We start from the raw sequence: 23,461 nt of genomic DNA on the forward strand, positions 1-23,461 counted from the left end.
AAAATACTTTTGAGAACAGTATTGTGTAGTCAAGGCCTATCAAGTAATGCCAAGGCCGCTTTCATATACCCCATTGCATAAGCCATACCCGCATACCAGGGGGCGTCACAGGTCATTTGTGGGGTGTGATCTGGAATCAATACGCCATCAAAATTGTTCTTCTTTAAGATCTTTAAAATCTTGAACATATCAATATCTCCTTCATCCACAAAAACCTCTTTATAGTTAGGTACCTTGCCTTTTACATTTCTAAAATGGATATATCCAATTTTACCTTGCTCACTATAACTATCAGTAGCATCATATACATTGCCCTCGGTCATTTCAGCAATTGAACCTAAACAGAATTCCAGGTTGTTGGCTGGACTCGGTTTCATGTCGATCAGTTTCTGGTACATATCGGGTTGGTACACCAGTCTTGGAGTGTTTCTGACATAAGGCATGGGGGGATCATCGGGGTGGGCCGCCATTTTCACCCCTGCTTCCTCGGCAACGGGCAGGATCCCGTCAAGAAAATACTGCAAGCGATCCCAAAGTTCCCCGTGGTCGATTTTGGGCAAGGTCCCCTCCGGTGCATTTTCATCGTAGACCATGTTCCAGACCATACCATTGGGAATGGGGGTATCGTCGCCGCCATCCATACCTACGGAAACGGCTTCTCCCCGGGCATAGGGCCCTTGGTTTCTTGCCGCCACCCCGGCCAATGAAAAATTATAACCAAAGGTGGGGATGCCCGCCTTGCCCACATTGCGAATCAATTGCTTCAAGTTTTCCATTTGAAGCTCCTTCTTCGGGCCATCCAACAAAATATCGTGCCAATGGGCGGGATCGAAGTTCTCGATGGCCTCCAGTTCCAAGCCATGGTCGTTGATTTCCCTTTTTATTCGAAGGAGCTCTTCCAACGACCAGATATCATTGGGGTTACCGGCCCTTCCCCAACCCTCTTGCCCCCCAATGGGCTGGTCGGCGTTGTCTTTGTTATGGCCAAAATAATCGACCAAATGAATGACAAGGTGGGTAGCCCCGCATTGTTTGGCAAAATTGTAGTGCTTCGTATCCAACATGTGTTTGTACAGACCAAATCCTAATTTCATTACTGCTATGTTTTAATTGTTATGCGGATCCATTGCAAGACCCTTGTAATTATCTATTTTGTGTACCTACTTTGCCCCAACCACTAAATCGGTTTAGCGTCCTATTATAATTTTTAGAACACCACACAGACCGGTGATAAGATCTCTTGGGTACGATACTTTTCATGCAAACGCCCATCCTGGCCTATGCGATAGACGACGGTGTCGTGCGAATTCTGGTGACAGGCTATCAACCATTGCCCGTCGGGGGTAATGTTGAACTCCCGTAACTCCTCGCCCCCCGTATAAGTATGGCCCATAGATTGCAAACTGCCTTTGTCGACCTTGAACAGGCTTATGGCCTCCAACTTTCTATTGGCCACGTATAAATACCTTCCATCGGGATGTAGGCGTATGGCGGATGCGCTGGGGTTTCCGTCGTAACCCTCGGGCAGGGTGTCATAGGTACCCAACTCCTTGAACACACCCTTGTTGCTTTGCAAAACAGATATCGTACCCGACAGCTCGCCGATAACAAAGGCGTACTTCCCTTCGCGGTCAAAAACCATATGTCGTGGCCCGTTTCCTTTTGAAATGTCACAGTCCTTTGCGGGGTTGGGCACCAGTTCATCGCCTTCAAAACGGTAAGCCTTGATCCTGTCGATTCCCAAATCGCAGACATAAACATCCCTTTTATTGGGGTGCACCGCAACTTGGTGGGCATGGGGCCCCTCTTGCCGCCCCTTATCAACACTAAACCCCTCATGGTCGTAGCGGTTGGGCTTGGGCATCAGTTGGCCCGAAGCGCCTGTCCGATACTGAAAAACATTGCCCGAGGCATAGCAGGCGAGCAGAACACTGTTGCCTTGGGTGGCGATATGGCAGGGATATCCGCCCACAATGGGGCGTTCGTTGATGAATTCCAGGGAATAATCGTTTCTTACCCTGTAGGCCCTTACCTTTGGCCCCTCTTTTTCGTCCAGTTCGGTACTTGTGTACAAATACCGGTTATCGCCGCTAAGCGCCAAGTAACTCGGGTTGCGCGCGGGCTCCGAAAAAAGTACCCGGAGGGCTCCCGTTCCCGTATCGAGTTGAACGGTATAGATCCCATGGCCAATGCCCCCAAACCCGGGAATGGGGTATTCGGTATAGCTACCGATAAAGAATACCAATATTTCCATGACTTATGATTTATTTGTAAAATTTTGAATGGCCTTTTTTGCATCGGCCCCATGGAACAGTTTGCTTACCGTCTTGCCTTCCTCTTCTATTTTTTCGTCAAAAGGAATCGGGGAAAGGCTCAGCTGTGCCAGCCTTTTTAATTCTTTGATGGCGGATGGCGACCTCCGTGTCAGTTTTTCCGCAAATTTCAAAACTTCTTCGTCGAACCTATCTTGGGCGACCACCTGATTTACGATTCCCCAATCGTAGAGTTTTTGGGCAGAATATTGCCCCCCAAGGAACAACATTTCCTTGGCACGGTTGATCCCTACTTTTTGAACAAGGCGTTGGGTTCCCCCGCCTCCGGGCACCAAACTCAAGAACACTTCGGGCAGCCCCATCTTGGCGGTATCGCTGGCCAGTATCATATCGCAGGCAAGAGCGATTTCAAAACCGCCGCCAAGAGCATAACCGTTGACGGCCGCCACCCATGGTTTCGGGGCATTTTCAAGGGCCTCGTATAACTCGATACCGCAATCTTGGAAGGCCTTGAACTCCTCCGGGGTCTGACTCGCGTATTCCTTAATGTCAGCACCGGCCATAAAGGCCCGTCCTTCCCCACGGATCAGGCCCACTTGTGCTTGGTCGTTCCCGTTGATGGCCCCAATAGCGGCTATGATCTCGTCCATCATTTTCCGGTTCATGGCATTGAGCTGGTCGGGGCGGTTAAAACCCAGTACGGCAATCCTCTTCTTTACCTTTACGGTGATATGCTTATAGTTCGTTTCCATAATCAGGCTATCGATTCATATAATTGGTTGAGCTTACGCATCATTTCTTCTGAAGGGGTATCGTACCGCAACCCTTGGTGCAATATATGGGCCCCTTCTTCCTGAAATCTATTCCACCCCCTGTGTCGAGGGCGCACATAGGCTTTTTCAAGGGTCTCTAGGGTATGGTCGAAAAAACCGTTGCAAAGTCTATTGTTGGCCCTGCTTTGCCAAGCGTCCAAATTTGCCGGCTGTCCTCCGTTTTCGGTATAGATTCCTTCCTGTACTTCAGGGCTGGCCACATAACCGATATAAGCTGCGGCCAGGTCGCAATGTTCGCAATGGACCGATATGGCAAGGCCCACCCCTCCCAAAAGGGTAGAGACATCCGTACGGGGGTTGGTAGGGCTGTTTGTAAAGTCGACCCTGTTCTTGGTATATCCCGTCCTTGAATAATTGGTGTACCCGAACAAGAAGGGCGAATAAATGATTTCATCCCCATCACCCATCCGGTCCAAGATCTGGATGGGATTCCAGTTTATAGACATGGGATGAAGAAAATCCATATGTCGCTTCAGTTCGTCCAAGACACGCACCCCCACCTTTTCTTCAATGGATTTATCCTTTATAAAAGCCCTACCCGCATCCTGGGCGCAAAGAGTCAGAAAGGTACACCAAAGATCGGTGGCGCATAGGGGCCAGGCCACTTTATGGCCGTGCGGTACCTGCCCATAAAAATCGAAAAGTTCTGCCCTTGTTTTAGGAAGCTCTAGCTTCAAATGGTGTATGAGATCATTCCTGTAGGCGGCAACAAGGGCCGCCGCATCGACCGGCAAGGCATATTGATGCCCTTCATAGGCATAGGACGCAAAACTCGGCCCTACCGACCGCCCCCGCAAACAGTCCATACTCTTTTTTGAAATCAATCCTTCCAAAGGAACAAGAAGTTTATCGGCATGGGCCTGCCCCATATAGGGGTGGTCTATGGTAATGATATCGTAGGCACCAATAAGGTTTTCTATCGGCATGTCGCCAAATTCCTTAAGCGAACGGATATCCCATTGAATAGTAACCTCGGGACGTATTTTAGAAAACGCAGTAGAAGTTGCCCGAAGGGGTTCGTAGCCCCTGGGATGGTCCCATGCCATCCCTTTTAATCTGATCGAAGGAGTTGTTCCCATGGTCATTTCTTTTTTCTTTCGGGCCTAGGGTCGTATTGCACGGTATGGTTCATATAGGCCCCGTCAACATAAATATCGGCCCCGTTGATATAGCCGGCCAAGTCGCTTGCCAAAAAGACTACGGTATGGGCCACGTCCGACACATGGCCCAAGCGTCCTTGGGGAATCCATTGTTCAAACTTATCCTTTCCGAACTTTTCTATTTCCGCCCTGTTCATATTGGTCTCTATGGCCCCTGGGGCAACGGAGACTACCCTTATCCCTTTGTCGGCAAGTTCGAGGGACAAGCATTTTGAGAGCATCTTAAGACCGGCCTTTGCCGAACAGTAATGGACCAGTCCCTTTCTCGGTACCGTATCGTGTATCGACGATATGTTGATAATTATCCCGCCACCGCCGTTTTCCATTTGCAACGCCGCTTGTTGCGAACAAAGAAACGGGCCTTTTAGATTTACGTTCAGCACCTTGTCCCATGCGTCTTCCTCAAGATCCAATATATGTTGTACGGTCTCACAACCGGCGTTGTTCACCAATATATCGATGCCCCCCAATTCCCGGTCTACTTGAAGGAACATTTCCCTTACCTGACCGGAATCGGCGACGTTGGCCTTAATGCCGATCGCCTTTACGCCGTACCGTGCCCCAATTTCTTTTGCCAATGCCTCAGCTGCGGCCCGACTATCGTTATAATTGATAACCACATCCGCACCACAGCCCGCAAGCTGCCTACAGATTTCGGCACCGATGCCTGTACTTCCCCCGGTCACCAGGGCTCTCTTTCCTTTTAGATTTATTTCTTTCATTTTATCGTCTGTCTCAACTAGTCTATTTCTGATTGCAGTTCGCTACTTACCAAAATCCGCAATTCCTCTATTTTATCATTGTCCAAGGGGAAATGCTCAAAATCGGACACATGGGTATCCGCCTTTTCAGCAATAAAGACCTCGCTGCCCTCTTCCATGGCGATGTTGTGCCATACCCCTTTGGGTATATTGTATATCTGGTTGACCTTCATCAGTTCAATTTCGAACTTGGGTTCATTTTCTATGATCTCTGCCGCTATCAATACCGCCTTACCGGTAATGGCAACAAAGATTTCGTCCGTTTTCAAGTGAACATCCAGTTGGGTTATTTGACTTATATGTTGTTCTTTGGTATAATTAAGCTTGGCCAGTTGCCATCCTTTTTTTATTATAAAAGGGTGGTAGCCTTCTTCGTTTATCGTAAATTCTTCGACCATAATTTGTATTGCAAAATCCCCCGATATGGATCAATAGGATAACCTATGCGGGATTTTTAATTCGTATTCCAATTATCGTTTTAATCCTTCTCTCCAGTACATCTCAATTTCCTCCAACGTCTTACCTTTTGTTTCCGGAACATATTTATAGATAAAGCCTATAGCGGGCAGGGTCAGTACCGCATAGACTAAAAAGGTGCCCGAGGGCTTGATGTTCTCTATGAGGATGGGATTGGTCAAGGTTATCACAAATCCCGTTACCATCAAGGCGAAACTGCCCAGGGATACTGCCAATCCGCGTATGCGGGTAGGAAATATTTCGCTAATGACCACCCATACTATGGGGCCGAACGAAAATGCGAAACTGGCCACGTACATCAGCAGGGGAACGATTACATACGATGAACCCAAGGCAAACAAAACGGCTATTCCGGTCAAGGAAACAAAGGCCCCGACGACCCCAATAAGCAAGAGTTTTCTACGTCCGAATTTTTCGATATTCAAAATAGCCACAAAGGTAAAGGCGCTATTGACCACCCCGACCAATACGGCCCCCAAAAATGCACTTTCTACACTTTCGACGGATTGGTTGATAATATTGGGGGCGAAATACATAATGGCCGCTATACCGCTCAAATGCGAAAACATAGGAAGTAGTACTCCAATCATCAAGGGTACCCTCAAGAAGGGCTTCAACAATTCCTTTATGCCACCGGTTTCCTCATTGACCACCTCCTTTATTTCGACCATTTGCCTTTGTGCATACTCCCTACCGTTTGTTTTGACCATAATGGCCTCGGCCTCTTTTAACCTACCCTTGGCAATGAGCCATCTCGGTGTCTCCGGCACAAAGAACAGCAATACCAAGAACGACAAGGCTATGGGTATTTCGGTACCCAGCATGCCGCGCCAAAGTTCCTCAACGAACAACCATTGCCAAAAACCAACCGATCCACCCGAAATTACGCCCGCCCTGTCACCTGCATGGGTCAGTACCATCCAATCGACCAAAAAGGCCAAAAGTATTCCCAGGGTAATCGAGAGCTGATATAAGGAGACCATCCTACCCCGGTTCTGCGGCAGGGAGAGCTCTGAAATATATATCGGGGCCACCACCGAGGTCATACCGACACCGATTCCACCGATAATGCGTACGCAAATCAGAAAAACAAAGGCAAAATCGGGACTCGAGACAAACCATAGCGCCTGCTTCGGATCTCCTAAAAATTGTGGAGGCAACATGGATCCAAATGCCGATAAGGTCAAACAGACCGCGGCGATTATCAAGGCCTTCTTGCGCCCTAGGCCATCGGTCACCCATCCCGCTACGATACACCCTAGAATGGTGCCCAACAAAGCCGACGACACCAACCATCCAAGAGCGGCGGCCGACAGATCGAAATGTTGTTCAAGAAAGGTATTGCAACCCGATATTATGGCCGTATCATATCCGAAGAGAAATCCCCCTATAGTCGAAACAAAGCTGATTCCCAACAAGAAGTTGGACTTTTTAGTTTTCATATCCTGTTTTTTTGTGGTTGGACCACGATTAATACCGGTCTACATAATTCCGAACTTGTTAAAGGCATCTACTGTGCTCATGCCTTCTTCCAATGCCTTTTTTACCAGTTGTTCGCCCCGGGCCTTTTCTATGGCCCCCATGAACGCCTGTGTCTCCACTTCCTTCGGTATAATCAATACGCCGTCCCTGTCCCCATAGACAATATCCCCAGGGCAGATTTTCGTCCCCTTGATCTCAATAGGCACCCTATAGTCGATTACCTTACCCCTCGGCCCTTGATCCTGGGCATAGCCCCCGAAGGAGAACGCGGGAAAATTTAAGTTCAACACTTCATTGGTATCCCTTGAATACCCATCGAGAACGGCGCCCGCCGCTCCCAATTTAATGGCCCTGGTACTCATCAGGCCACCCCAAAGCGCATATCTTGGGGAAGAACCCGAACAGATATACACTTCGTTCCTTTTAAGGTCGTCCAATGCCTCGAACATCAACCCGAAGGGCTTGGCCATTAATGGGTTGTTCGTCTTTTCCGCTGCCTCTTCAAATACGTCGGCCTCCAAGACCGGCATGGCCCTTCCGATCAATACGAAATCCTCTCGAAGCGGCTTGATATTGGGGGGCAAAAATTGATGGTGGTACCCAAGGGTATCCAAAATATCACCAACGAGGGCCACAAACAGTTCTTCCTTGGCTATTTTGAACAGCTCGTCATCGTCTTTCCACAAAGGGATTCTCTTATCCATTTTTAATTTTTTAATTCTTTATTTACCTTTTTTTTTATTCTTTCTATTTCCTTTCCGTCCAAAGTTTTTGCGTCCATTTCAATCGCGGATACATCGGGGCTCCCAACACCGAACAGTTCGCTCCCCTCCTCCATTACAATGTGGTAGGCCACGTTTTCGGTAAGGTAATAGGAAGTACCGCGGACCATGCGAACCATTTTTAGGGAGGTGGAAGCCCCCTTCCCATCATCGACTATCAGCAAAGCCCTGCCCAGCAATAGCGAAATGGCCAAGCCACCGTTTTTGTTTATATAAAGCGACCTAAGGTTATCGATATTATTTGCTTCGGATGAATTGAGCTTGACCACCTGCCAGCTGTCTTTGACCAATACGCAATGGGTTCCCGGCTCCTTGCACGAAATTTTCTCTATTAGTTCCATACCTCTTATTCTGAAAAGATGAGTTTATAGGTCTCAATGGCATTATGCCCCAGTTCAACATTGATTTGCCTCCCCGTACCTTTCAATTCTTTCTCTTCTTTCTCTATCAAATTGGTCTTGACCAATTTTTGAAGAGGAAAGGCGAGTTCTACCGTAGGGTCCTTATCCCTGCCTTCCATTTCCACCAATCGAACAATTACGTCATCACCTTCTTCACTTTTCTTAACCGTACTTATCCTTACCATTGGATCAGAAGTGCTGAAAAAACTCAATTCTTGGGGCAACTCCGCGTCTTTGTCCCTCGCTTCTTTCCGGACGGTTCTTAACGGTTGATTGGCCGATGTGCCGAAATGATATGACCTACTGTCGCTCGGTCTGTGCGATACCATGGAGAACTGAAAATGATGGTCGCCGGTTTGGTGATACCAGTTCCCCTCGCCGTGGCAGCTTTTATGGGATGCCAATAAGACCCCTTGAAGAACCGGATATTCCACAGCTTCGCGTGTGGGATCTATCCAATCGGCCAAAGCTACGTCCGTGGCCATGGTAACGGCAAAATCATCGTTCTCCGATGAAATAAAATTCATAACCTCACGTGGATGAACGGTTTCGGGTTTTTGGTCATAGGTGCCTCCCCATGCCCAGCCCCTTGGGGCTTCCTTCATTTCACTCTTACCTACTTCGGCAATAGCCAAGGGAACTTCGTACTTAATTCTTGAATTGTCCATGTTTAGTGGAAGGGCAAACCTGAATTCGCGGTTATGGGTTCCGTCCCAGTCCAATAAATCAATAAAAAAGTCTATTTTCTTTTCTTGGTGATACACCCGAATCCTTTGCGCGACCTTGGTATGCTTAAATTTTGCGGACGTTCCGTATTCAGAGAATACCGGACCATCTACAATCAAACTCCAATTTGCCTCGTGGTTTCCCAGTTTATCGTAATCGGCCATATTTGGTTCGGTCATCTGGGTAAATTCACCCGCGCCATTACCATCATAGCCCAAGGTTATGACTTCGCCCCCCGAGAAACGGGTAGATTTAATTACTTCCTTGTTTAAATCCTTATCAAATAGATAGGTGAGCCCACCATTGCCAAAATGGATTTTATAAAACTCGTTGATCAAGGAATTGGGAGTAACTTCCTTTGCTACCTTAACCTGTTTGTTTCCCTTTTTCAGGTAAAAGGTCTTATAGCCCAAGGAGGGGATATTCGGTGCAAAAAAGTGCAATTGGTCTTTATTGGTAGCGCTTACTTGTGAAGCTACCTTGTTTCCTTCAGCGTCAACAACGTAATATGATCGTGCCCCTTTGATATCTACCGTTGCCAATCCGTTTCTCACCCATGACAAATCGTTGAATACCAATACGGCATTGTCCTTTTCGGTCCGTACTTTCGACGAAATCGATCTTATTGAATTTCGCAACATCTTATTGGCCTCCGACGCCGCAAACTCCAGTTTGTCCTTAAAAATACTGTCGGTAATATGACCATTCTTTCCTCCCCAGCCATGGTCGGGGTAGATCGATTCTTCAAATGCCTTTGAAAGGCGATCCGTTGGATATTCACTAAAATCTTTGGAAAGCAAGGCATCTACGGCACTAAAGATTTCTGCGGAAGGCAAAATTCTCCCCGCTTCCCTAGAAGCGTCAATGGCTTTGTGGTGGCCCGGACCGTGGATATAAGACCAGATATTGGGCCTACTCCCTTCCAAATACTCCAATTTGGCATCGGACCTTTTGATTTCGGCAAGAAAACCAGGTACGGTCGAGTGCCTTAATTTTGGGAACTTGGCCCCGGTTTTAGACAATATTGAATTCCACTCCTTAACAATATGTCCATAATCGACGGGCCCCGAGGCATCATTGCTCAGAACAATTGCAAAATGAGGAGGTAGATTGTGTTTTCTATAATAATCGCTCCACATCTTCACCCTGTTCTGGATCTTCACCAATGCCTCAATAGCATCTTCATCGAACAATTTGTAGAACATGGCTGCCCAACCGTAATTACCCGGTGAATAAGTAACAACTGACGAGCCATCAGGTGAATGCCAATCGTAAAAACCTTCGCGCATACGGCTAACGAACAAATTTTCGGTACCCGATTTTGCCAATATCTGGGGAAACTGGAGCGTTCTTCCCGGAACATCGGTGTTGTAGGCCGTAATTTCCTCGATTCCGTCAAAATTCTTTTCTATCCATAGCTTGCCAAAATACATTTCACGAATGAGCTGTTCGCCCATTTGCATGCCTTCATAGGGCTGATTGTAGGTTGCCCCCCAAGTAAAGCGACCTTCTTTGTACCTTTTTATAACCTCGTCCTTTCTTTCTGGATGCTCCTCTATGAACTCCTTTAAGTTCAAGGCCTGCTCCATACCAAAGTGGTAGGCCTTATCGGTTTCCATAATATCCAAAGCGGGTGCAATAATCTCATTGATCCGGTCATGGCGACACGCTTGTGGCGTATCCATCCAGGCAATATCTTGATGGGAAGAGGATATGATATGAAAGGTACCGTCCTTAAAGTAATCCCAATCCGATGTTACCAATGGCGTAAAGAGTTGGGTTCGGTTGTGATTTTTTCCCGAACCTTTAATTTCCATCATTTGGGGAAGTCCTATGACCGGAAGCCACACGGCCGCTTTTCCCTCTATATGCTCTATTTTTGTTTGGCTGCCGTCTTCAAAGGTCACCTTTCGATAGGCGGCAACATTTTCCAAATCCAAATAGGCCTTGGCCAATAGGTTGTTTTCGGTAACGACATACTCGTAGGGTCGAACGTATTCTATCGCTACGACCTGCTTTTCTTGGGCCGAGAGCACAAAAGAAAAGGTGGGTGCCAAAATCAAGGACCATAATTGTAAAAACTTTTTCATCATCGCTATTTTTTGGGTAGTTGGCCCGGGTTATAAAACCCTTATATCGCCGACCACCCGTTATTTATCAATTCAATTGATCAAGTACTTTCTAATTACCATTACACATTTATATACCATTAAGAAAAAAGGTCCGCCTAAAGCAAAACGCAAATTGAAATAGACAAGGGCGGTCGGGGGTACCACCCCTGTCCAAGAATACACTATCGCATCGACCAATTTTTCAGGGTACAATCACCTTTAGTCGGCCAAATTTGGGTTGAGTATCACTTCGTTCTGGGGTATCGGAAAAAAGATATGATCGTTCTCCAGTATTTTTCCGTTGGGCAAGGTACTTCCTACCAAGTCGCCAAACGCGCTTCCGTCAAAAACCTTACCGATTCTTCTTTGATCGAACCAGTTGAGGCCGGCTTCCGCAGGAAATTCCCAAAACCTTTGCTTCCATACTTCTTCGCGGAAGGCTTCCTTGCCAAGACCGGAAACCTCGGGCAATCCTGCCCTTGACCGAATGGCGTTCAATGCCCCGTATGCCGATGCATCTGCACCGGCCGCCTCGTTTTGGGCTTCGGCATAGGTCAATAGCACATCGGCATATCTCATCAACGGAACATTTTTACCCGAAAGTCCGTTACCCGTTCTGTACTCTTCATAAAAATATTTATAAACCGAATTGTTAAAGCTAACCCCGTCCATTTCATTGAAAAAGAAACCTTGGTTCTGCCCCCTTAAGTCGTTGATATCATATGAATCGATAAAGTCTGGTTCGGGTTCCATCCCTCCAAAGTGCAGGGTGAGGGGACTGATGGCCTCTCCTCCTATCGGGGTGAAATAAACGGTAATCGACGATCCTACGGCCTCGTTGTTGTATTGGACCATAAAGATATGTTCTTCTTGGTTGTCATAGGCGGGATTGTTCAGCTTATTGAACCAAGTGGATGTTGCATCCGATTGGAACAAACTGTACCATCCGGCATCGATGACCTCCTTGGCCTTGTCCCTGGCCAGTGCGTATTTGTCCGTTTGGTTCAATGGGTTACCGGCCATGGTCAAATAGACCTTGGCCAAAAGCGATTTTACCGCCCCCAAGGAGATACGTCCACTCGTATCGGTATTCGGAAGACCTGCGCTCTCGGCAAACTGTAAGTCGGGAAGAATTACGGTTTCGTAAACTTCCTGTACACTTGACTTTGGCAATTGGCCATCTTCAAAAGACGACGAAGGTGTAAGGTTCAACGGAACATCCCCGAAGATCTGCACCAATTGAAAGTAGTAATATGCCCTTAAAAAATGGGCTTCCCCGAGAAGGGCCTTGGCCTTCGCTTCGGTCAGTTCCGGATCGGTAATCGTCGGAATGGACGCTATGGCAACATTGGCGGCCTCTATACCTCCAAAATAGGTTCGCCAGAAGGTTTCTGCACTTGCATTGCTCGAACTGTATATCAGCGCATAGGCATCTTCCATATCGGTATCCTGTGTACCAACGGCAGGTTTCAGTGCCCCGGTACTTACTTCGAGGATGGAAAACCCCATTTTGGCATAGGCCGTTTTGTTATAAGGTGCCCTTAAAAAGGCATAAATACCATTTACCGATTCCTGGGCATCCATCAAGGATGTCCCTACAATGGTTTTCTGAGACTTCGGCGTTTCGTCCAAGTAATCCTCACAGGAGAAGAACAGGCAACAAACTATGAATAATAAGCTATATTTTGTCATGACTTTTGTTTTAAGGTTAGAGAGTTAGCATGAATCCCAAATTCATGGTAGTCGGTCTGGGATACCCGTTCAGTTCGATTCCTTCCGTAAACTGTCCTCCGAAAGAACTTACCTCGGGATCGTAACCGTGATAATCGGTGCTTAAAAAGAAATTCTGTAGGTTGAGATATATTTTGGCCGACTGCAGTCCAATTTTATCCAGTACCAACTCGTCAAAATTGTAGGCCAGGCTCAAATTTTGCCCCCTTATAAAACTGCCGTCGAATACTTGACCCGAATCGGCCCCGTCAAACTTTCGTAGGTCTTTTCGAACCCGGGGGTACATGGTGTTCTGGTTTTCGGGGGTCCACATTTGATCAAAGAATTTTTTGTACGTATTGCCATAACCCACCCGGTCGACATTTAAGATAATCGAATGGTCAAGTATATCGTTGCCTTGGTTGATAAGTATGTCTACACTAAGGTCCCAGTTCTTGTAGGAAAAAGTATTTCCAATGTTCATGGTATAATCGGGCAGGCCGCTACCGATTATCTGCTGATCCTCAAAATTCAGTATACCATCGTCGTTCTTATCCTCCAACTTAATATCTCCGGGTATTCTTCCGTATCGGGCTGCCTGATCGACCTCATCGGTACCCCAGGTTCCCAAACGATTGTATCCCCAAAAAGAGCCTGCCGCTTCACCGACCCTGAAAATTTGCTGGTTCCACCAAATGGGAGCGGTAAAAATGTCCGCATCCTGATTGCCAAGCGATAGGATTTCGTTGTTGTTTTTGGTAAAGTTTATAGAAGTGCTCCATGAAAAATTGTTGGTTTGAACATTGAGGGTGTTCACCAACAGTTCAATACCGCTGTTACGTATGGAACCCGCATTTGAAAGAATGGAGGAATAACCGCTAAACGAGGCCATGGGCACATTGAACAAGAGATCCTTGGTCGTTCTCTGGTAATAATCGGCCGTTATGTTTACCCTGTTGGCAATTCCCAAGTCCAATCCCACATTAAATTCCTCGGTCGTTTCCCATTTAAGGTCATTATTCCCTATTGTACCTTGGGAAGAACCGGTGACCCTTTCGTTGTTGAAGATTACCGTTTGCGCACCGGGACTCGCAATTCTTGCGTAATTACCGATAGCGTCGTTACCGGTTTCCCCATAGCTCGCCCTTAGCTTAAGATTGGTGAACGTACTAGAATTCTCCATAAAGGGTTCGTTGGAGACCCTCCAACCTAGGGCCGCTGAAGGAAAAAAGGAATATTTATTGTTTTCGCCAAATCGGGAAGAACCGTCATAGCGTCCCGTAACGGTCAGTAAATATTTGCCTTTATAACCGTAATCGACACGACCAAAATACGAGTCGATCGTATAACGCCCGAATTCGCTGTTCACGGTAGGTTCCGCGGTGCCCTGGCCTACATTGTAATAACTGTAGAAATCGTCAAAGTCCTGGACGGTAAGGCCAAAGCCAAAAGCCTCGGTTTCCTGTCTTGTGGTACCCAAAATAACCCCGAGATTATGGTCTTCGTCGAATATCGTATTGTATCTCAAGGTATTTTCGAAGATTACCTGTTGGCTGTTCGAATTGCTCAAGGAGGCCGAATTTCTGTTGACGAAGGTATCTAACCTACGGGCTGTAAATACGTTGCCTTCTATGTTGTTGTCTTGAACCGAATAGGAGGTCCTCAGCGTCAGATTGTTGAGAAAGTCGATCTCGGTAAAGATATTGCGCACCACCTGGCGGTTTTTGGTAAGACGGTCCAGAAGCTCAAGCCTGTCTTTTGGGGTTGCCCCGTACCAAACGTCCCAACCTCCATTGGCGGTTTTAAGGTCATCGGCATTGACGGGGGTTCCGTCGGGGTACTCCGTGGGATATATGGGCAGGTAGAACAACATGGCATAAGTAAGTCCATCGGCACCGATTCTATAGTCATCGACTATATTCGTCTCCGAATCGCTATAGGCCAGGCTGCCCCCGATCTTTAGCCAATCGTTAACCTGAAAGTCCCCATTGAAGCGCATGGTATTCTTTTTAAAAAAGGTACTGTTTAAAATACCCTCGTCATCCTGGGTTCCGGCCGAAAACGAAAAACTCGATTTCTCCCCACCTCCCCTGACATTCACAAAATACTGCTGTGAAAAAGTGGTCCGTGTCGTCTCGTCGAACCAATCCGTGTCGTAAATGGGATTCCCAGCACGGGTACCATCGGGAGTAAAGAGTCTTGGATATTCGTTGGGATAGTTGTCCACGAAGGAACCATCGCCCGCCCCAAGGGCCCGTTGATCGGCATCGAGCCTTACCTTAAGGTCGTTCCAATATTCATCGCTGTTCAATACTTCGGGTTGATTTGCGGGCCTTCCTACCTGAAGGTTCGAAAGCACATCTACCGTAAACCTTCCCGACTTTCCTTTTTTGGTGGTAACCAAAATCACTCCATTTGCCCCTCTTGCCCCGTAGATTGCGGTAGCCGACGCATCTTTAAGGACCGTGATAGTCTCAATATCGTTGGTGTTGATCAATTCAATATCGACCCCTATGATACCATCTACCACATATAGGGGTTCGTTATCGGCATTCAATGAGCCCTTTCCCCTAATCGTGACCTGAAAACCGCCACCCGGGCGTCCGGAACTGTTGAAAACATTCAAACCGGCCACTTTTCCCTGAAGGTTGTCAAGGGCGTTAATCGATATCCTTTCTTGGATCTTCTCGGAACCGACCGTGGCCACGGCCCCGGTTAAATCGGACTTTTTCTGAGACCCGTAGCCGATTACGACCACCTCGTCGAGCTCCGATGCATCTTGTTGCAGAACGACGTCGATATGGGATTTCCCCTTCAACGTGATTTCTTGGGCCTTATACCCTATATAGGAAACCAACAAGACCGCATCCGAATCGGTAGGCCGTATGGAAAAATTACCGTCGAAATCGGTCTGTACCCCGTTGGCCGTACCTTTTTCAACGATGCTTGCCCCAGGCAAGGGGGTACCGGTTTCATCCTTAACGGTTCCCGAAACCGTACTTTGTTGCCAATATCCGACTTCAGAAACCGACGGGGATACATCTGCCCTCGCCTCATAGAGCGTACAGAAAAATGCCAAAGCGAAGAAGGCGATCGTCCCCCTTCTTAGGAGTTGTTTCTTTTTTCTCATAATTCATAGTTTTAGTTAAGTTGATTATAATTAAGTGAGTGAACTACATGACCAGCTCCTTCCAACCGATTTCCACATACAATCTTCTGGTGCTGTTTTCTTCAATATTTTAATTACTAAATCGATTTATTTATACACTGTTCCGAATAAAAAAATTCGGCTTTACCATTTTTTAATCAAGATTCAAACTAAAAGTCTCAATGGCATATTTGCCTATCTTAAGTTGAGGGGGAACCAACTGGGGAAATTCTTCGATAATATTGGTTTTTTTATACGCTTTGATATTGAAATAAGACGAAACATTAACCGTCTCCTCCTTACCTGTTAGGTTGTACATACGTGCGATGATCTCATCGGTATCCTCGGCCTTTTTTAGTGTCGTTATGATCACGTTATCCGAATCGATGGCGTAAAAGCTCGCTGTTTCGGGCAAAAATGCGTTGGTAGATGTATCGGGGTATACCACGACCTGGAGGGGTTCATTTTTCTGTTTGGCGATTTTTTGCCCCATTACGCTTGCTGCCCCATTGGATGTAAGCACACTGTGAAAGTCGTGGTTACCCGCCTGCGAGTACTCATTTCCTTCCCAATGACAGGAAGTCCTGCTCGCCAAAAGCAAGTGTTGCAAAACCGATTTATCCGAATCAGGGGCGGTGGGATTGATCCAATCTGCGGCGGATACCGAAGAACTTAAGGTTATGGCCACTTCGTCGTCGGTAGCCGATATCCAGTCGATAATCGCCCTAGGATGGACATCCTTACAGAGGGGCGTATACCGCTCCCCGGCCGTCTTGATTTCGTCCTTTCCGACGCGAACGCTTCCGAAGGGAACTTCATGGGCGATTTCGGGGTTCTCCATTTTTACGGGGAATGCGGTTCTGAATTCGCGGTACAATTCCCCCGACCAATTGCGTAGACTGGTATCAAAATAGATTCGTTTCAACTTATGGTATAGTGTAACATCCTGCCTTACTATGGTATGCAATATCGGTTGTTCCAATCTGTACTTGGTATATACCGGGCCATCTTCCAAAATCTTCCATTCGGGGTCGTGGGCACTTACTTGGTCAAAATCGACCATGCTCGGTTGTTGTACGTCGCCAAACTCACCCGCACCATTACCAATGGACTGCATGGTAAACACCTCACCGACCTTAAAATGCCCCGGTAAAAAAAGATCTCTTTTAAAATCCTTGTCATACACCTGGGCTATCCCCCCTTTGGCAAAGCTTACCTTGTAGTAGGGATTCTCGTAGGATGAGGCACTTGTCTTTGGCGCCTCTTTTTTACAAGTGTCCTTTTTATCGTCAAAGACATAATAAGTCGCGTAGCCAATAGGGGGAATATCTTCGGCGATAAATGTGATTTCGGCACTTTTCAAACTTCCATCATTGTAATATGACTCGCTGCTTGTCTGTACGGTAACCGGGTTCTTATCGCTCCCCATTATCCCGACACGACTGACCTGACCTTTCTCAAAATCGACCTTGGTCGTAACGGGATCGGTACGCTTCCACGAAAGGCTATTGAACAACAGGACGGGTATACCCAACTTTTCCTTTTTCTTGACCCTCCGTGAGATAAAACCGAGCCCTTGGTTCAGTAGGTCTTGTCCCATGTTACGGGCCTTCACCAAGTTTTCCTTGAACAAGTTATCGGTTATATCGCCATCGTGCCCGCCCCAACCATGGTCGGGGTATATTTTGGCCTGCCAAGCCTCATCGAGGGCCTCAAAGGGGTATTTCATCATTTTGGGGTCCAGGGTATGGGCTATGGAAAGGAATTTTTCGGCAGCGGGGAGCAATTTTGACGCCTCCCGACTAGCGGTCAGGGCATCGTGATGCCCTGGACCATGGATATATACCCAAACATTGGGCCGTTCCCCCATAATCGTATCGACGTTTATGGCATTTTTTTCGGCCAAGGGCATAAACTCGTCCATAGTCTTCAACTCCATTTTGGGCAAGAACAATTTCTTTTTGGCACCACCTTCGTACTTGAGGTCGTCAAACGAGTTCCACGTATCGATAAGGCCCGAATAATCAATAGCGGGTAGCATATCCTGGCTCGACAACAAGGGAGTTTGTATCTCTCCTCCCTTAAAGGTATCCTCCCAGTACAAGGTCTGGTCCGCCGCGTATTTCAATTTATTGTTCATGTCCCTGGAGAGGTAGAGCAAGTCGTTGCCATAGTGCCCCGGGGAGTAGGTAAATACGGAACTGCCATCGGGACTCGCCCAGTGAAACATACCTTTGGCATGACGGCTTATCACCATATAGTCGACCCCGGCCTTTTTTAAGATTTGTGGGGTCTGCAATGATTTTCCGGGTACATCCACATTCCAATACACCTTTGAATCATAGCCACCAAAATTCTTTTTTACCCATTTTTTACCCAAATACAGTTGGCGTACTTGGTCTTCGGCGTCGTACATATCCTCATAGGGACAATTATAGGTAGCGCCTACGGAAATAAGGTTTCTTTTTAACAAGGTCGTCAACTGTTCCCTTGATTCGGGATGCCTTTCGAGGTACTCGCGTAGCATGAGCCCATCTTCAATATCAAAACCATAATCGTCCCTTATGAAGGCATCTTTCAGAACAGGGGCCAACAACAGGGTATCCCTTAGGATGATACACACCTCAGGGCGGTCTACCCATGCGATATCCTGATGGCTGGAATTCATGATGGATACCAATCCGTTTTCATACTTTCTGTCAAAAAAATCATCAAAGGTTTCATTGAACTCCGGCTTGTACAGTTTCGACAAGGAAGCGAACCAACCACTGCCGCGATTATAGGTTTCGTGATGTAGCAAATAATTGCCTACAATATCGGTCGTAGAGATCGTTCCATCGCCTTTTTCAAAAGATAGGGCCATTTCAACACCGTCATAGACCAGGGCAAAACTCTTTTTGGGCGAGGGTGTATCGAACGAGGTTTTCGAAAGGTCGCCCTGGGCCTTGAGCGATTTCACCTTGCTCCGTTTACCGTCACTTACGACATACACCTTCTTGCCATTGAAATAAGCCGGGGCGTCTACGAAAAGTACCCCATTATTTTCCTTGATGACGAAGGCCGCCTCACTTTTGACCGATTCCTTGAGCCGGGCGAGGGCATCGTCCGCCTTAAAGATCATTACCCAGCAATTGGAATTCTTTTTACGGCCGTTAAACCTGACTTTCGAACTCTTCCCCTTTTCAACAAAAGAAGAAGGGACGGTCAACCGAAAAGCCCCAATCCCGTCGCCATTCCCGTCCCTTCTTATCAAAATATATTGGGCATTGCCCTTACCTGGGTTCTCGACAATGGTAAGGCTTCCGTCTTCATTCGTATGAAAGGTCAACAAAAGCCTGTCGTTCACATAAATATCAAAAGGTTCGTTGAGGTTTAGGTCGATATCGCTCAGCATAAAAAAGGTTACCGTGTCCGAAGAATGGTCCAAAGGAACCTCGCCCGTAAGAAACTCGAAGCCCATTTGTCCCGTTGTGGCCCTTGCTATCATGGAGACGTTAACATCTTCGCGAAGCGAGGGGTATAAAAAGAATTCAGAGCCCGAAAGCATCTTTTTATAGCCTTCGACATCGTTCTTGGCCAATTCGTACAAACGGTAATTTGTATTTAATTCCTGAATATGGCCGTTTCCATTGCCTTCGTGCATAGGTTTGGCGAACTCCGCTCTCTTACTTGTACCTCCCTCATTTCCGAAAAAATGCGATGCGCCCGCCTGGTTCAAAACGAAAAAAAGCGACATACAAGTCCATATCCTTACTCCGCACTTTCTATTGTATACTATTGCTTCCCTAAACATTTCTTGGTGTTCTTTTTATTTTCTACAACTAAAATATCTATACTAAACCGATTTAGTTATTAGGCATAGCTAAAAAAATCTCTTTAAAACGTTCCGCACGACTTTCTGATTACCAGTTTCGACCCCAGGGTCTCTTTGACCATCACAGGGTTTTTATTTCCTTCTATTTCGTTGATCAAGATCTCGACGGCATGCTCGGCTATATCCTTGACCGGCTGGATTACTGATGTTATGGGGGGATCGACCAGATCGAAGGCGGCCAGTTGATCAAAACTCACAATGGCCACCTCTTGGGGCACCCGTATCTTTTTGTTTTTTAGCTCCCTTAATCCGATTGCGGTCAGGTAATGGGTAGAAAACACTATAGAGTCGACAGAATTGGGAAATTTCAAGAGTTCACCGACCGCCTCCCCGATCATATTTTCATAATTCAAGGGATCCAACTCCTTGACAAGATCGTCGTTATACTCCAAACCAAAACCTTCCAAGGCGGCCCGATAACCTAACAACCGTTGCCTTATAGCCTCCAGCTTGGGCTTCAAGGTAATAAAACCAATTTTTCGGCGGCCTAGGCGCAATAGGTGCTCCGTCGCCGTCTTTATTCCATCATAATTATCAACGACCACATAATTGGTATCGATTTCAGGATAATGCCTATCGATCAGGACAAAGGGATATTTATCTTGTTTTAACGATTCGATTTCTTTTAGGTTTTGTTGGGTCGAGGCAATTATTAAGCCTTCTACCTGGCGATTGAGCATCGAACGAATCAGCTCGCCTTCCTTTTTGGGATCTTCGTTCGAACTGCTAAAAAGTACGGTATAGCCCGACCCCTTTAACTTTAACTCAATATAACCCGCTATCTTCGAATAAAAGGTATCCGATATATTGGGAATGATCAAGCCAATGGTCTCGCTTTTGCCCCGACTTAGGCTACGGGCCAATTGGTTGGGCACATAATTGTGCTTTTTAGCGTAATCGAGAATCCGTTTCTGGGTCTCTTGGCTAATTTTGTTTTCATCGCCCTTGTTGTTCAAAACCAAGGAAACGGCCGTTTTTGAAACCTTCAATTCTTCCGCGATATCCTTTAAAAAAACCTTTTTCATGAACCTTTTAACTAAAACGGTTTAGTATTTTTTAGCCTAGCTTGCAATAAATTTAAATCGACTCTGATAATATTACGTTCTCAATATTTACCTAAATCGGTTTAGGGAATTCAATATTACGTGTTTTTTTTGTTCTACAAAATAATTTGGTCACTTTTTTTTACGAAATAGTTAAATTTCACTTCACAATACGACCGAATTAATAATTTAACCCTGTAATTACAAAGATATCCCCAAGTCTATTCGAAAAAGGGTCCCGCTTTGAATTTTTTGCGTCCACCTCGGGACAACACCTGAGAATTATACCATTATTTGGCTTTCACATCCTCTAGTATCCAATTTACCCTCAGGGCATGGCATTGCCCAAGATTTGGACCCCAAAAAGTGAAGCAGTTCCTTGACCACCCAAGCATCAAAATAGATCCTGGTCCTTTAAGGATACAGTCAAATACAAAACCTTTCGAGTTACGCTTTGCGCATCGCCTTGGTTAGCTTTATTCGAGTTTAATATAAAAGAACAACCATGGCAAATAAAGGACAACAATCCAAAAAAACGGAACAACTAAAAAAGTACACCGACGACCCCCAAGGCCAACCTTTGACCACGCGTCAAGGCCTAAAGGTCAACGATACCAACAATTCGCTAAAAGCCGGCCCGCGGGGCTCTACCCTTTTGGAAGATTTTCTGCTTCGGGAAAAGATAACGAGCTTTGATCACGAACGGATACCGGAAAGAATAGTACATGCCCGTGGTAGTGGCGCACATGGCTATTTCGAGTTGTACGAAGGCCAAGAAGCATATACCAAGGCCGGAATTTTCAATGATACCGCCCGCAAGACCCCGGTCTTTGCCAGGTTTTCGACGGTGGCAGGTTCCAAGGGTTCTCCCGACCTGGCCAGGGATGTCAGGGGCTTTGCCGTAAAGTTTTACACCGAGGAAGGCACGTGGGACCTTGTCGGCAACAATATGCCCATCTTTTTCATACAGGATGCGATGAAGTTTCCCGACCTGATCCATTCGGTAAAACCGGAACCCAATAACGAAATTCCACAAGCGGCCTCGGCCCATGATACGTTCTATGATTTTGTCTCGCTCACGCCCGAAACCCTGCACAACCATATCTGGGCAATGAGCGACAGGGCGATTCCCCGAAGTTTACGAATGATGGAGGGCTTCGGTATCCACACCTATCGACTGATCAATGCACAAGGAGAGTCACACTTTGTAAAATTCCATTGGAAACCGATTCTCGGGGTTCATTCGGTAACCTGGGACGAGGCCGTTAAGATAAACGGGGCCGATGCCGATTTTCACCGACGCGATCTTTGGGAAGCCATTGAAGCGGGGCAGTATCCCGAATGGGAACTCGGGTTTCAGATCGTACCGGAAGCGGACGAGCACAAATACGAATTCGACCTGTTGGACCCCACGAAACTGATTCCCGAAGAAATGGTGCCTGTAACCCCTGTAGGAAAGATGACCCTAAACCGGAATCCCGAAAATTTCTTCGCCGAGACCGAGCAGGTAGCCTTTCTTCCCGGAAACATCATACCTGGAATCGATTTCAGCAACGACCCCTTGCTTCAAGGTCGTCTATTCTCGTATCGCGACACCCAGTTATCCCGATTGGGAAGTCCCAATTTCCATCAGATTCCTATCAACCAACCGCTTGTAGACCCCCATAACAACCAACGTGACGGACATATGCAAACCCGGATACCCAAGGGCCGGACGGCCTATTTCCCCAATACCTTGGGCGGTGGATGCCCGCATCTGTCAAAAATAGCCGAAGGGGCATTTTCTTCCTATGAGGAACGGATAGACGCCAAAAAAATCCGCACACGGAGCGAGAGCTTTGTCGACTTCTTTTCGCAACCTGCCTTGTTTTATAGAAGTTTGGCCCCATGGGAAAAGCAACATGTTACCGATGCCTACTCCTTTGAATTGGGAAAATGCAAGCAGGATCACATAAAGGGCCGAATGCTATGGATGATCGAGCAGATCGACGCCGACTTGGCACAAAAAGTGGCCGATAATTTGGGCATGGATATTCCGAAAAGCATTGAAAAGCCCATTAATCAGGCCATTGGTGCCGATAGCACGGTCGATGACTTTCAACCCGGAAAGGCCAAGAATTATTTGGACACATCCCCGGCCCTAAGTCAGTCGAATACCAAATTTGACAGCATCGCCACCCGACAAATCGCCGTCCTCGTGGCCGACGGGTTTTCCATGCATGATTTTAAGGCCATGAAAAAGGCCTTGGAACACGGAAAGGCCATGGTCAAATTGATCGGGCCACATGGGGGAACCGTCAAATGCGATACCGATATGGAGCATCAAGTCGATGCCCCCATCCATACTACCGAGAGCGTTCTTTTCGATGCCGTCTATGTTCCCGGCGGAAAAAAGTCAATTGCCACTTTAATGAAGAATGGCAAATACATCAAGTTTCTCAACGAGGCCTTAAAACATTGCAAGGCCATTGCTGCTGACAATGAAGGGGAAGACCTACTTGAAAAAACCTATGTAAGGGATTTTAAGGAAGACAAGGCTATTTGTATCAATACGGCCCCGGACGAATTTGTCAACGCCGTGGCCCGGCATAGGAACTGGGAACGCATGGAAAAAACAGGGGCAATCCCGGTATAATAATTCGAATAGGGCCTCCAAGACCTGATTCCTTGGATGGGCCGT

At 46.8% G+C, this 23,461-nt stretch carries 15 protein-coding genes; 1 reads left to right on the forward strand and 14 read right to left on the reverse strand.

Features of this window, described 5'->3' with window-relative positions; translation table 11 throughout:
• Nucleotides 1-29: 29 nt before the first annotated feature.
• The 14 genes from BUB37_RS09160 to BUB37_RS09225 all read right to left on the reverse strand — a co-directional run bounded on the left by BUB37_RS09160 (nt 30) and on the right by BUB37_RS09225 (nt 20,763).
• Complete coding sequence (locus tag BUB37_RS09160) at nt 30-1,094, reverse strand: mannonate dehydratase (RefSeq protein ID WP_072992108.1); 1,065 nt, start codon at nt 1,092-1,094, stop codon at nt 30-32.
• Between the two features lie 113 nt (nt 1,095-1,207).
• Nucleotides 1,208-2,254, reverse strand: a complete 1,047-nt coding sequence (locus BUB37_RS09165; RefSeq protein WP_072992111.1) for a lactonase family protein — start codon at nt 2,252-2,254, stop codon at nt 1,208-1,210.
• Between the two features lie 3 nt (nt 2,255-2,257).
• Complete coding sequence (locus tag BUB37_RS09170) at nt 2,258-3,025, reverse strand: enoyl-CoA hydratase/isomerase family protein (RefSeq protein ID WP_072992115.1); 768 nt, start codon at nt 3,023-3,025, stop codon at nt 2,258-2,260.
• Nucleotides 3,026-3,027: 2 nt separating this feature from the next.
• Nucleotides 3,028-4,185, reverse strand: a complete 1,158-nt coding sequence (locus BUB37_RS09175; protein ID WP_170863139.1) for an ABC transporter substrate-binding protein — start codon at nt 4,183-4,185, stop codon at nt 3,028-3,030.
• 2 nt (nt 4,186-4,187) lie between these two features.
• Nucleotides 4,188-4,988 carry an SDR family NAD(P)-dependent oxidoreductase gene (locus BUB37_RS09180; protein ID WP_072992122.1) on the reverse strand — a complete coding sequence of 267 codons (801 nt, stop codon included), beginning with the start codon at nt 4,986-4,988 and terminating at the stop codon, nt 4,188-4,190.
• Between the two features lie 17 nt (nt 4,989-5,005).
• Nucleotides 5,006-5,425: a hypothetical protein gene (locus tag BUB37_RS09185; RefSeq protein ID WP_072992126.1), complete on the reverse strand. Its 420-nt coding sequence runs from the start codon at nt 5,423-5,425 to the stop codon at nt 5,006-5,008.
• A gap of 72 nt (nt 5,426-5,497) precedes the next feature.
• The gene (locus tag BUB37_RS09190) at nt 5,498-6,946 is read right to left on the reverse strand and encodes a sugar porter family MFS transporter (RefSeq protein ID WP_072992129.1); all 1,449 of its coding nucleotides are present in this window, start codon (nt 6,944-6,946) and stop codon (nt 5,498-5,500) included.
• A 39-nt stretch (nt 6,947-6,985) separates the two neighbouring features.
• Nucleotides 6,986-7,690 carry an RraA family protein gene (locus BUB37_RS09195; RefSeq protein ID WP_072992133.1) on the reverse strand — a complete coding sequence of 235 codons (705 nt, stop codon included), beginning with the start codon at nt 7,688-7,690 and terminating at the stop codon, nt 6,986-6,988.
• Between the two features lie 2 nt (nt 7,691-7,692).
• Nucleotides 7,693-8,109 carry a hypothetical protein gene (locus BUB37_RS09200; RefSeq protein WP_072992136.1) on the reverse strand — a complete coding sequence of 139 codons (417 nt, stop codon included), beginning with the start codon at nt 8,107-8,109 and terminating at the stop codon, nt 7,693-7,695.
• 5 nt (nt 8,110-8,114) lie between these two features.
• Nucleotides 8,115-10,985, reverse strand: coding sequence for a glycoside hydrolase family 38 N-terminal domain-containing protein (locus BUB37_RS09205; RefSeq protein ID WP_072992140.1), 2,871 nt, complete (start codon nt 10,983-10,985; stop codon nt 8,115-8,117).
• Nucleotides 10,986-11,225: 240 nt separating this feature from the next.
• The gene (locus tag BUB37_RS09210; RefSeq protein ID WP_094766629.1) at nt 11,226-12,698 is read right to left on the reverse strand and encodes a RagB/SusD family nutrient uptake outer membrane protein; all 1,473 of its coding nucleotides are present in this window, start codon (nt 12,696-12,698) and stop codon (nt 11,226-11,228) included.
• 16 nt (nt 12,699-12,714) lie between these two features.
• Complete coding sequence (locus tag BUB37_RS09215) at nt 12,715-15,846, reverse strand: SusC/RagA family TonB-linked outer membrane protein (RefSeq protein ID WP_094766630.1); 3,132 nt, start codon at nt 15,844-15,846, stop codon at nt 12,715-12,717.
• 172 nt (nt 15,847-16,018) lie between these two features.
• A complete protein-coding gene (locus BUB37_RS09220; RefSeq protein WP_072992147.1) occupies nt 16,019-19,600 on the reverse strand; it encodes a glycoside hydrolase family 38 N-terminal domain-containing protein in 3,582 nt (1,193 codons plus the stop codon).
• 140 nt (nt 19,601-19,740) lie between these two features.
• Complete coding sequence (locus tag BUB37_RS09225) at nt 19,741-20,763, reverse strand: LacI family DNA-binding transcriptional regulator (RefSeq protein WP_072992150.1); 1,023 nt, start codon at nt 20,761-20,763, stop codon at nt 19,741-19,743.
• A gap of 523 nt (nt 20,764-21,286) precedes the next feature.
• On the opposite strand from BUB37_RS09225, the gene BUB37_RS09230 reads away from it, so the two are divergent.
• Nucleotides 21,287-23,416: a catalase gene (locus BUB37_RS09230; RefSeq protein WP_072992153.1), complete on the forward strand. Its 2,130-nt coding sequence runs from the start codon at nt 21,287-21,289 to the stop codon at nt 23,414-23,416.
• Nucleotides 23,417-23,461 lie beyond the last annotated feature (45 nt).

Source organism: Pseudozobellia thermophila (assembly GCF_900141855.1).
GTDB classification, from domain to species: Bacteria; Bacteroidota; Bacteroidia; order Flavobacteriales; family Flavobacteriaceae; genus Pseudozobellia; species Pseudozobellia thermophila.

Bases quoted from the DNA above. Each gene is read 5' to 3' on its own strand.
- BUB37_RS09220 (WP_072992147.1), bottom strand. From the start codon at position 19,600: ATGTCGCTTTTTTTCGTTTTGAACCAGGCGGGCGCATCGCATTTTTTC.
- BUB37_RS09210 (WP_094766629.1), bottom strand. From the start codon at position 12,698: ATGACAAAATATAGCTTATTATTCATAGTTTGTTGCCTGTTCTTCTCC.
- BUB37_RS09180 (WP_072992122.1), bottom strand. From the start codon at position 4,988: ATGAAAGAAATAAATCTAAAAGGAAAGAGAGCCCTGGTGACCGGGGGA.
- BUB37_RS09225 (WP_072992150.1), bottom strand. From the start codon at position 20,763: ATGAAAAAGGTTTTTTTAAAGGATATCGCGGAAGAATTGAAGGTTTCA.
- BUB37_RS09185 (WP_072992126.1), bottom strand. From the start codon at position 5,425: ATGGTCGAAGAATTTACGATAAACGAAGAAGGCTACCACCCTTTTATA.
- BUB37_RS09175 (WP_170863139.1), bottom strand. From the start codon at position 4,185: ATGGGAACAACTCCTTCGATCAGATTAAAAGGGATGGCATGGGACCAT.
- BUB37_RS09195 (WP_072992133.1), bottom strand. From the start codon at position 7,690: ATGGATAAGAGAATCCCTTTGTGGAAAGACGATGACGAGCTGTTCAAA.
- BUB37_RS09205 (WP_072992140.1), bottom strand. From the start codon at position 10,985: ATGAAAAAGTTTTTACAATTATGGTCCTTGATTTTGGCACCCACCTTT.
- BUB37_RS09160 (WP_072992108.1), bottom strand. From the start codon at position 1,094: ATGAAATTAGGATTTGGTCTGTACAAACACATGTTGGATACGAAGCAC.
- BUB37_RS09165 (WP_072992111.1), bottom strand. From the start codon at position 2,254: ATGGAAATATTGGTATTCTTTATCGGTAGCTATACCGAATACCCCATT.
- BUB37_RS09230 (WP_072992153.1), top strand. From the start codon at position 21,287: ATGGCAAATAAAGGACAACAATCCAAAAAAACGGAACAACTAAAAAAG.
- BUB37_RS09190 (WP_072992129.1), bottom strand. From the start codon at position 6,946: ATGAAAACTAAAAAGTCCAACTTCTTGTTGGGAATCAGCTTTGTTTCG.
- BUB37_RS09170 (WP_072992115.1), bottom strand. From the start codon at position 3,025: ATGGAAACGAACTATAAGCATATCACCGTAAAGGTAAAGAAGAGGATT.
- BUB37_RS09215 (WP_094766630.1), bottom strand. From the start codon at position 15,846: ATGAGAAAAAAGAAACAACTCCTAAGAAGGGGGACGATCGCCTTCTTC.
- BUB37_RS09200 (WP_072992136.1), bottom strand. From the start codon at position 8,109: ATGGAACTAATAGAGAAAATTTCGTGCAAGGAGCCGGGAACCCATTGC.